Below are 9,205 nucleotides of genomic sequence, written 5' to 3' on the forward strand. Positions count from 1 at the left end.
GAACAGATCATCAGGGAACTGCACCAGGTGCCACGCCAGCATTACCTTGAGATCCTTGATTTTACCGGGTGAAAAAGAAGAAAGGCAGCAAATAATTTCCGGAACAGCACTTGCCAGCGAATCTTCCTTAAAAAAAGGACTGGCTGCGTCCTGAGGAAGACGAGGCATGGGCGGACTTGTAAAAGGCGACGTCGTTGTTGTCTCATTTCCTTTCTCTGATTTGAGCAGCACCTGACGAAGGTTCCAGTATTAACCGGTCCCGGGTTCAGTCAAACCATCACAACCCCCGGCCCACTCCGCACCCCGATCCCATCCTTTGATAATCCCTCATGCCAACAGACTTTCCATGAACATTCCCGACGCATTCCGGTACGGTTTCGCAGCCTTTGTCGTACTTGCGGCAATCGTCCTCACCGTGTTCCCCGCAACAGCACACTCCCCGTCAGACATCCAGATGTCCTACAATGACGCAGCAAAAGAACTGACCGTCGTGATCACGCACCCGGTCCCGGACCCGCAGTCCCACTACATCAGGAACGTGAAAGTAAAGGTCAACGATGTCGTGTCTGTCGACATGGACTACAAGAGTCAGCCATCACAGGACAGCGTAACCTACACGTATTCCCTCCCGCTCAATCCCGGCGACACGATCCGGGTCACGGCAGCCTGCAACCAGGGCCCGTCCCTGACAAAGACCCTGGACATCACGTCGCCTTCAGCAGCTGCAGCAACGGTTTCGGGATACACGGTTGAACCGGCTGCACCGCTGACAGCAGAGGCTCCCGCACCGGCACCGGTCACAACGCAGAAATCCGCTCTTGGCATCCTGCCGGTCATCGCAGCAGCGGCATTCGTGCTTGCAAAAAAGAGATAATATTTTTACAGGTCGCCGCCACGGCCCCTGCGCCGCTCTTCGTAGGGGATCTCGGCACTTTCGCCACGGCCGGGTTTCTTCCGGTCGCGCTTGACACTCTCGAACCGATCTTCTAAGGGAATGTCCATGCTCGCGCCCCGGGGCAGGGGCTCGCGCTCGTACCGCGATGATCCCCCGAACCGTTCCTCAAGTGGGATCTCGACGCTCTTTCCCTTTGACAACGGTTCGCGTGCCTGCCGTGCATACTCGAACCGGTCGGAGAGAGGAATATCAACGCTTGCACCCTTGCTGAGTTCCCCGCGCTCGCTCCGGGCGCGTTCGAACCGGTCCTGGAGCGCGATCTCGTTGCCCCTCACTTCATTGTACCTGCCCTGACCGGTGCGCTCGCGCTGCTGCCGGTTCTCTTCCACCGCATAGTGGTTGCCGCGGCGTGCCGGAAGCCCGCGGGGAGCAGCCTCTGACGGCACATCCGCATCGCCAATAAACTCGATACCGCCATCATCGTTTTCGCGTGACGGCCTCCGCCCGGAAGAGAGCGCCACGGCACCCCGCGGGGCCGGACGCTGGCCGGTGTACGCATACGGGCTGCCCTTCTTCTCACTCCGGATCTTCGCCACCTGTTCCTCGATATGGGCATTCCGGTCGGCCTCGCTCCACTCCGTGAATACCAGGAACTGGAGGAACGCATCGGGCCCGCGGAAGACCGATGCATCGATCCGGTCAAAGAGGAAGGTCCTGGCGACATCCCCGAACCATCCCCCGGACCGCTCGGTGATGACACCGTTGCCGGGTTCAAAGACAAGGACCCGCTCGATCTCCCCGTTCCGTCCCCAGACCGTCTCCGCAATCCCTTCGTCCTCGAACGTGATCAGTTTCCCGACTGCCCCATAGTCCCCGCCATCCCGGATGGCGATCCGCTGCACGCCATCCTCGAACCGGAAGGTCCGGGGGCGTGTCCCGAACGCGAAAACCTCTTCCACCATGCCCAACTTGTCGAAGACAAAGCGCCGGAGCGTACGGTCCGGCCGGGCGGGATCGCACTCCGTCATGATCTCCGCTGATGGGTCGAAGCGGTACTGCCTCCGCAGGGATTTTTTTGCATCCAGCACGCGGACTCCCCCGTTCCCGTACTGGTAAAAGCGCACCACCGGCCCCCTGCGGGTGCCTTCATGCTCTGTTATGACAGCATCGGTCATCTCTGCAGCTCACCCCGTTTTTATACGTATTCTCAAGATGTACGGTTATCCTGTCTCCAGAGAAATAGTTTGTTCCGGAACCGGGCACAATCATGGCAGAAAAAGAGTAACCTTCATTGATATGAGCGTACAATGGGTATCCTGAAATGACAGAGGACTTCCAGGTCTCTTCCGTTCCCGCGGGTGACTCAGCCCCGTCGGCAAACATGGAAACAACGGTATCTCCCGTTAACGCACAGGGCCGCACGCTCTACCTTGCCAAGTGGACGACACGCTTCTGGGCATGGGTCATCGACTTCTTCATGGTCATCCTCTTCCTCAATATCATCCGGGGCATCGTCGATTCGCTCGGGTGGACCATCCCCCTGTATTTCGATCCCTGGCACTGGGAACCTTTCGAGTTTGCGTTCCAGACCCTCTTCTTCTTCCTGTACTGGACGGTCATGGAAGGCTTCCAGGGCAGGGGCCAGTCCATCGGCAAGATGGTGATGAACCTCAGGGTTGTCAGCCGTGACGGGACAAAGATCGATTTCAAAGAAGCCGTTATTGAGAGTTTCGGCAAAGCATTCCTTCTCCCGCTCGACTGCCTGATCGGCTGGCTCGCGATGCCCGAGACCAAGCTCCGGGTCTTCAACCGGCTCTCGGGCACCATCGTGATCAAGACCGATTACAAGGAGCCCGCCGGGATCCTGTACGTGAAAGACAAGGAATGAGCGGGGCCTTCCTGCATCCTTTTTTTACAGGAGTGCCTGCACGGAGCGGTTATGGATACCCCTGGAGAGAGAGAAGAAACTGCGGAGGAGAAGAACAGGGCGGCCCGATCACCGGGGTACGAAGAGAGGCTCGCACATTTCATTGCTCTCCTGGAAGACGATGACGTCTCCTCGCGGTGGAGAGCCGCGGAAACACTGGGACGGATTGGGGATCCGGCTGCTACGGGGAACCTCATCGATGCGTTATGGGACGAAGATCCGCGGGTGAGGACAAAGGCGGTCTGGGCGCTCGGGCGAATCGGCGATGACCGGGCGATCCCCCCGCTCCGGCGCTTGTACCGGATGGAGTCCGAAGAAGCCCGCGAAGATATCAGTGACGCGATCGCGGTGATCGGTCGCCGCAGAGCCGGAACGGGCCCGGGCGATTTTCCAGAGCGATGAGGGGCGGTGGAGAGAGAAAGAGTATTTATCGGATGGCACAGTGAACAGGACAACGGGAATACTGCATGCCCGAGATCGAATCCCTGTACCGGAAAGTCGGCGGGAAAATTCTCATCGAGATCGACCTCAAGTCGGTCGACCAGATCTTCAACTCGCTTGACCATGCCCCGTTTCATGAAAAAGAGCTGGACCCGGACGCAGCGGAGTACATTGTCGATATCGTTGACGATTTCCCTTTGAAAACCCCCTTCCACCTTATCATCTACCTGCCGGTCTGCATCCACTGCAGGGAACAGGCTGATACGATCCCCGCGGCGATCCGTTCACATTTCCGGTACCGGATGCTGGTCCAGGACCTGAAGTTCCGGGAGAAATTTCGTCAGGGGAGATGGGCGCTTCTTGTCGGCCTCACTTTCCTCACGATCGCCCTGCTCGCCCGGCAATTCGTTGCAGCGTACCTGGCCGCAGACCACCTCCTTGCCCAGATTTTCGCTGACGCCCTCCTGATCATCGGCTGGGTAGCCATGTGGGAGCCGGTCACGATCCTGCTCTACCAGCTCTGGCCTATTGTCAAGATGAAGAAGGTATACGAGAAGATCACTACTATGGAGATCGAGATCCTCCCCTCATCGTAAGGAGGAAGGTCAGGCTTTTTTGATCCGGTGCAGCGGGGACCGGAGTGCTGCGATGACCTCTTTCGTGCTCCCTGAAGGTTCACCGGTACAATCCGCCATCGATCCCTTTCCGGACCGGAGCGCGGATACGATGCAGGAGATCGCTTCCCCGTGCGAGGGGCCATAGCCCCCTTCGAGGACGAGCGCGAGCGGCCGATCCGCGGACTGCATGAGAAAGGCAGTAAGGTTCGAAAAGTCGGCGGGACGGAGGGTGAGACACCCGAAAGGATCATCGAAGAGAGTGTCCTGTCCCGCAGACACGATCAGGACTTCGGGCCGGAACCGTTCAATTGCCGGAACGAAGACTTCTGTAAACACTGCGAAAAAATCCGCAGCACCCGCCCCGCACGCGAGCGGCGCATTGAGCGTGTACCCGGTCCCGTCACCGATCCCGGTCTCGCCCGTCCTCCCGGAGAACGGGAAGAGGTGCTCCTGGTGCACGGAGCAGTACAGTACCTTGTCGGATCCGTAAAACGCATGCTGAGTCCCGTTGCCATGGTGGACGTCCCAGTCAACGATAGCAACCCGGTCGACGTCCCGAAGGATGTGGGCAGCCGCGATCGCGGCATTGTTCAACAGGCAGAACCCCATGGCACGCTCGTGTTCTGCATGGTGGCCCGGCGGCCGGACCATGGCAAATGCGTGCTCCCCGTCAAGCGTCCGCTCTGCCGCAGAAAGTGCAGCACCGGCTGCCCCGAGCGCTGCGTCATACGAGGCACGGGTCACATAGGTATCTGCATCAAGGAAACCGGGAACCGTGGCTGCAGCAGAACGCTTCCGGAGCCATTCCGTGTACCACGGCGCGTGGATCCGGTGCACTGCCTCATCCGGTGCCGGTTCTGCAGTCCGGAAAACCGTACCCGGAGGAACGCCCGCAAGCGCTGCAAGAAAACGGGCGTTACACTCGGGATGGGCAGGATGGTCGTGCCCGGCACTGGCCGGGCTGGTGATCACAGAGAAGTGCACCGTTATTCCCCCAAAATACCCGCGGCGTACAGGTTTACGGGACTATTGCCGCTTCTGAGTATATGCTGGTTATGGAGAAACGGAAGAGGGTGTGAAAGCCGGGCTTGTGAGCGATCAGAACCCGGTGCTTATCTCCCCAAGTTGTTTCGCACAATCCGGGCAGAACATCTTCTTCTTGCAGTCAAGCTCGTCGAGCGTGTTGGGCCGGAACATGATGCACTCAGGATTTTCACAGTGCCCCAGGCCCAGCAGGTGCCCGATCTCGTGGGAGCCTTCCTTGGTGATCCGGTCGATCAGGTCATCGTCATGGTGCTCCCGCCCGTAATACTCGTTGCCGAGACGGGCCGTCGAAACAACCGCTGCCCCCACCTGTTCGCGGGCAAGACCGAAGACAAAATCGTTCCCGTTCCGGAAGAGGTCCTGGTGGACGACAAGGAGGACCGGCTCGTCAATCCCGTGACGGTGTTTGTACGCCTGGACGCTGTCGAGCAGGGCCTGCGCATCCACCTGGTGGCGGGCATTGTTGTATCCCATCAGCCGGACATGGTTCTCTGAAACGGTTGTCCGGACACCAAGGATCGAGGAGATGATCCGGGAGACCGGCACCTGGAGGCCGGGCGGGGATAAGGCATCCCAAAAAATATGGACATGCATCGCAATATTCTGTTGGAATGGGCTCCTATAAACGTATTGAGAAATGCGTCGGGGAATTTATCGCCACGCATTACACGAGCCCCGTTGAGGTCGGTGTGGGAAACAACCCGGGCGCAGTGGAGGTCATCCGGGCAGCCGGGGTCCCGGCCCGGTGCACGGACATCCGTGAGCGGACCGTACCGGAAGGAGTGGTCTTCCGCATTGACGACGTGTTCGAACCCGACCTTTCTTTTTACCAGGGTGCTGACGTAGTGTACGCGATCCGCCCGGCGATAGAGATGCTCCCGCCGCTCATTACGCTCGCACAACGCCTTGGCTGCGACCTTCTCGTGTACCATCTCGGGTTCGAGACGTACGGGAACGGCGGTGAGAGGATCGACTGCGGGGTGATCCTCCACCGGTACGTCCGCGGTTCAGAACCCGTCAAAGAGCGTTGACTGGGTCTTTGCCGGCGCCTTCTTCGTCTCCGGCTCTTCCGCGGGCGCCTGTTCTTCCTTCACCATTGCCGGCTCTTCTTTCACTGGCAGGGGTACTACCGCCGGGGCCTCTGTTTCCGGTAACGGGAGCTCCCCTTTCTTCTGCGATTTCTCCGGCTTTGGCTCCTTCTTAGCCTTCTTTGGCGGAGCTGCTTCCTTCTTCGCCTCTTTCTCCCGCTCTTTCTCTTCCTGCACGATCGCCCGGATGATCTCGGCAGCCCGTGCCCGGTCGTTTAAGAAGAAATTGAGCTGGTCTGCGTCAAACGAGAGCTCACGGGAGAACCCCGACGGGTCCTGCCCAACGAGGAGGGAGATAGTGTCAAGATACTGCTCCCGCAGGGTGTCCTGCGGGACGTGCATTGTCGATGAGACCTTGTTTAAGGTCGCAATACGGATTGTCTTCTGCTTCTTTGCTGCGGCCATCTTCTGCCAGCGCTCGGGGGGCATGATCCGGGCATGGATGCCCTTTCCCCCGGCAGCGTCCGCAACGCCAAGCAGCATCACCGCCGTGGCGTACCGCCAGAGCGTGTGGTACTGGCGGCGGTACGTGTAGCCGAGGTACTGGTCTGCCCGCGAGAGGTACCGGTATGCCTGCTCAACGGAACGGGGATCCGTAAGATGGGGGACGCTCCCCTCGACCCATTGGACGATGGTGTCCGGGGTGTCGTCGACATCGTACGAGAGCCGCATCAGCTCGTCATCGCGGGTCTTGCCGAACAGGGCCGTGATGAGCGAGAAGATGGAGACCCGTTCATCTTTCTGCGAGGTGTGGACCTGCCCGTCATCGAGACGGTCTCTTCCAAGGGCAGAGGCATAGAGCATGTTGACCGCGGAGCGGATATCGCCCCCGGCGCTCTCGGCAATCGACTGGACCGCGGCATCGCTGCAGCTGATCTTCTCGGCGGAACACAGGTACCTGAGCCGCGGGACAATGGACCGTGCGGGCACGGCCTTGAACTGGATTGGCTCGCAGCGGGCCCGGATCTCCGGCGAGATCCCGTACAGGTCGTTTGCAATCAGGACCATCGGCTGCTGCGCGTGCCGGATGCACTCGAGGATCGCCTTTGCCCCGCCGCGGTCGGCATTCCCCTGCAGGTTGTCCGCCTCGTCAAGGACGATGAGCTTCCGCGTTGCGCCGGTCAGGCTCGCGGTCACGCTCCCGGCGCCGGCGATCCGCTCGATCACCGCAGCCGTCCGCTGGTCGCTTGCATTCAGCTCGACAACTTCCCAGTTCATGTCGTTTGCGAGCGCGTACGCCGCAGAGGTCTTGCCGATGCCGGGCTTGCCGTAGAGGAGGAGCGGCCGGGACTTCCTCGTCCAGGTCTTTGCCCATTCCGCGATCTGCATCACCGAAGTCTTATTTCCCACGAGATCTGCGAGGTGTGCAGGGCGGTACTTCTCTGCCCAGTCCATAATCAGTCTACATTTGCGGGGCTACCAATAAAAGCGCTTTTGTACGAGTGGCGGTCCGGCGTGTAAGGGAATAACAAATGAATTATCTCTGATGAGGCGCAATTAGGATAACACGAGTATCCGTGCTCCGTGCACGGACGGTATTTTCAGGTGATGTCGTGGTCCGCAACTGCTCCACAGAATCGATCGCAAAGGTTGTCCGGGAATACGAGGGCGTGAAGAGGAAACACGCCATCGGCGAGATGGTCAAGGCACTGCGGATCGATGCCCCGCACGTCGTGGCCGCGTTCGGCGAGGACGCGGCAGTGATCGAGCACAACGGCGAGGCACTTCTCCTTGCTGCGGACGGCATCTGGTCGAAACTGATGGAGGCAGACCCCTACTGGGCAGGGTACTGCTCGGTGCTTGTCAATATCCACGATATCGCGGCAATGGGCGGCCGGCCGATCGCGATGGTGGATGTTTTTTCCCTGTCAAAGGGCATGATCCAGGAGCAGGTGGTGAAAGGGATGCACGACGCATCAGCGCAGTTCGGTGTCCCGATCGTGGGCGGCCACCTCCACCCGGACGCACCCTACAGCGTCATCGACGTCTCTATTTTAGGCTCGGCCCGGCTCGACTCGATCATCTACAGCCACACGGCACAGGACGGCGACATTGTCGTGATGGCCATTGACCTGAACGGCCGGGTCCACCCCTCCTGCGCCCTAAACTGGGACTCGGTGACGATGAAGTCCGCAGCCGAAGTCCGGGCACAGATCGCACTTCTCGAGGAGATCGGCAAAAAGCATCTTGTGACCGCAGGAAAGGACATCAGCAACCCCGGCCTCATCGGGACACTCGGCATGCTCCTTGAGATCAGCGGCAAAGGCGGCGAGATCGATCTCGGCCAGATTCCAAAACCGGACCTTGCACAGAACGGCATGACGTTCGAGCAGTGGGTCCGGATGTACCCGGGCATGGGCTTCATCCTGACGGCAAAAGAGGAGAATATCCCCGAACTCATCAGGACGTTTGCTGCTGTCGGCATGACGGCAAAAGCCATCGGCCGGGTGAACAACAGCAAGTCCCTTACCGTCCGCTACGATGGCAGCGAGACCGAGGTCTTCGACTTCATCAACAACGGGATCATGCACCTGACTGAAGAGGACGTTGCATGCCAGCCGCGGTGAAGCGGGTCGGTATCGGGATCTTTGAGGACCCGGAGAAGGTCATCGAAAGTGCAGTCGCTGTCTGCACATCGATTGAGGTCTTCTGCTATTGCAGGCCAGGCATTGTGAAGGACAAGCCTTCCAAGGCGTCGGTCCATTTCCGTGAATCGGCCCATCCCGAGCAGGCGATGATCGATGACCTGATGAACGGCTCGATCGATGCCGCGGTCCGGGGCACGCTTCCTTCCAACTCGACACTGAAAGCGCTGAAGCTTGCAGAAGGTGTCGACCATCTCGAACGGATCGCCCTCCTGGAAACCGCAGGGGGAAAGAAATTCCTGTTAACCCCGGTCGGTGTAGACGAGGGCTGGACCGTCCCTGAAAAACTCGAACTGATCCGGAAAGGGAAGGTCATTGCAAAGAAGTTCGGCCTGCCGGAGAAGACCGGGATCCTTTCCGGAGGCCGGCTCGGGGACATTGGTCGCCACAAACAGGTGGACGCGAGCATGGCCGAGGCCGAGCTGGTGGCAAAACTCTCGGGTTCCGTGCACTGCGAGATCTTAATCGAGGACGCGATCGAGAGCTGCGGACTCATCATTGCTCCGGACGGGATCTCCGGCAACCTGATCTTCCGGACACTCACGCTT

Annotated in this window: 12 protein-coding genes; 7 read left to right on the plus strand and 5 right to left on the minus strand. The window is 59.6% G+C overall.

Annotated elements, in window-relative coordinates:
• A partial coding sequence (locus CW742_RS03095) for a hypothetical protein (protein ID WP_292416289.1) occupies window positions 1-231 on the minus strand: 231 nt, incomplete at its 3' end.
• Window positions 232-346: 115 nt separating this feature from the next.
• Here CW742_RS03095 and CW742_RS03100 point away from each other — a divergent pair.
• Window positions 347-874: a hypothetical protein gene (locus tag CW742_RS03100; protein ID WP_292416290.1), complete on the plus strand. Its 528-nt coding sequence runs from the start codon at window positions 347-349 to the stop codon at window positions 872-874.
• Window positions 875-879: 5 nt separating this feature from the next.
• Here CW742_RS03100 and CW742_RS03105 read toward each other — a convergent pair whose 3' ends face one another.
• The gene (locus CW742_RS03105) at window positions 880-2,070 is read right to left on the minus strand and encodes a hypothetical protein (RefSeq protein WP_292416293.1); all 1,191 of its coding nucleotides are present in this window, start codon (window positions 2,068-2,070) and stop codon (window positions 880-882) included.
• A gap of 146 nt (window positions 2,071-2,216) precedes the next feature.
• On the opposite strand from CW742_RS03105, the gene CW742_RS03110 reads away from it, so the two are divergent.
• The 3 genes from CW742_RS03110 (at window position 2,217) to CW742_RS03120 (ending at window position 3,859) form a co-directional block, all read left to right on the plus strand.
• Complete coding sequence (locus CW742_RS03110; protein WP_292416296.1) at window positions 2,217-2,783, plus strand: RDD family protein; 567 nt, start codon at window positions 2,217-2,219, stop codon at window positions 2,781-2,783.
• 51 nt (window positions 2,784-2,834) lie between these two features.
• Window positions 2,835-3,224, plus strand: a complete 390-nt coding sequence (locus tag CW742_RS03115; protein WP_292416299.1) for a HEAT repeat domain-containing protein — start codon at window positions 2,835-2,837, stop codon at window positions 3,222-3,224.
• A gap of 65 nt (window positions 3,225-3,289) precedes the next feature.
• On the plus strand, window positions 3,290-3,859 hold the full coding sequence (locus tag CW742_RS03120) for a hypothetical protein (protein ID WP_292416302.1): 570 nt from the start codon (window positions 3,290-3,292) through the stop codon (window positions 3,857-3,859).
• Window positions 3,860-3,868: 9 nt separating this feature from the next.
• On the opposite strand, the gene CW742_RS03125 is transcribed toward CW742_RS03120, so the two are convergent.
• Together CW742_RS03125 and CW742_RS03130 are read right to left on the minus strand one after the other, a co-directional pair.
• Window positions 3,869-4,864, minus strand: a complete 996-nt coding sequence (locus CW742_RS03125; protein ID WP_292416304.1) for a histone deacetylase — start codon at window positions 4,862-4,864, stop codon at window positions 3,869-3,871.
• A 114-nt stretch (window positions 4,865-4,978) separates the two neighbouring features.
• The gene (locus tag CW742_RS03130) at window positions 4,979-5,518 is read right to left on the minus strand and encodes an archaemetzincin family Zn-dependent metalloprotease (RefSeq protein WP_292416307.1); all 540 of its coding nucleotides are present in this window, start codon (window positions 5,516-5,518) and stop codon (window positions 4,979-4,981) included.
• 17 nt (window positions 5,519-5,535) lie between these two features.
• On the opposite strand from CW742_RS03130, the gene CW742_RS03135 reads away from it, so the two are divergent.
• Complete coding sequence (locus CW742_RS03135) at window positions 5,536-5,955, plus strand: UPF0146 family protein (protein WP_292416310.1); 420 nt, start codon at window positions 5,536-5,538, stop codon at window positions 5,953-5,955.
• On the opposite strand, the gene CW742_RS03140 is transcribed toward CW742_RS03135, so the two are convergent.
• Complete coding sequence (locus tag CW742_RS03140) at window positions 5,932-7,407, minus strand: replication factor C large subunit (RefSeq protein WP_292416312.1); 1,476 nt, start codon at window positions 7,405-7,407, stop codon at window positions 5,932-5,934. The genes CW742_RS03135 and CW742_RS03140 overlap by 24 nt on opposite strands.
• 158 nt (window positions 7,408-7,565) lie before the next feature.
• Between CW742_RS03140 and CW742_RS03145 the strand changes: the two genes are divergently transcribed.
• Entirely contained in the window at window positions 7,566-8,579 is a 1,014-nt protein-coding gene (locus CW742_RS03145; RefSeq protein ID WP_292416315.1) for a methanogenesis marker 2 protein, read from the plus strand.
• Window positions 8,564-9,205: phosphotransacetylase (locus tag CW742_RS03150; protein ID WP_292416318.1), on the plus strand; the 642-nt coding region annotated here is incomplete at its 3' end. The genes CW742_RS03145 and CW742_RS03150, both read left to right, overlap by 16 nt.

Origin of the sequence: Methanoregula sp., assembly GCF_002835825.1 — an archaeon.
Lineage (GTDB): Archaea > Halobacteriota > Methanomicrobia > Methanomicrobiales > Methanospirillaceae > Methanoregula.

Coding starts and splice junctions, on each gene's coding strand:
- CW742_RS03130 (WP_292416307.1), bottom strand. CDS start 5,518: ATGCATGTCCATATTTTTTGGGATGCCTTATCCCCGCCCGGCCTCCAG.
- CW742_RS03100 (WP_292416290.1), top strand. CDS start 347: ATGAACATTCCCGACGCATTCCGGTACGGTTTCGCAGCCTTTGTCGTA.
- CW742_RS03105 (WP_292416293.1), bottom strand. CDS start 2,070: ATGACCGATGCTGTCATAACAGAGCATGAAGGCACCCGCAGGGGGCCG.
- CW742_RS03135 (WP_292416310.1), top strand. CDS start 5,536: ATGGGCTCCTATAAACGTATTGAGAAATGCGTCGGGGAATTTATCGCC.
- CW742_RS03110 (WP_292416296.1), top strand. CDS start 2,217: ATGACAGAGGACTTCCAGGTCTCTTCCGTTCCCGCGGGTGACTCAGCC.
- CW742_RS03120 (WP_292416302.1), top strand. CDS start 3,290: ATGCCCGAGATCGAATCCCTGTACCGGAAAGTCGGCGGGAAAATTCTC.
- CW742_RS03115 (WP_292416299.1), top strand. CDS start 2,835: ATGGATACCCCTGGAGAGAGAGAAGAAACTGCGGAGGAGAAGAACAGG.
- CW742_RS03140 (WP_292416312.1), bottom strand. CDS start 7,407: ATGGACTGGGCAGAGAAGTACCGCCCTGCACACCTCGCAGATCTCGTG.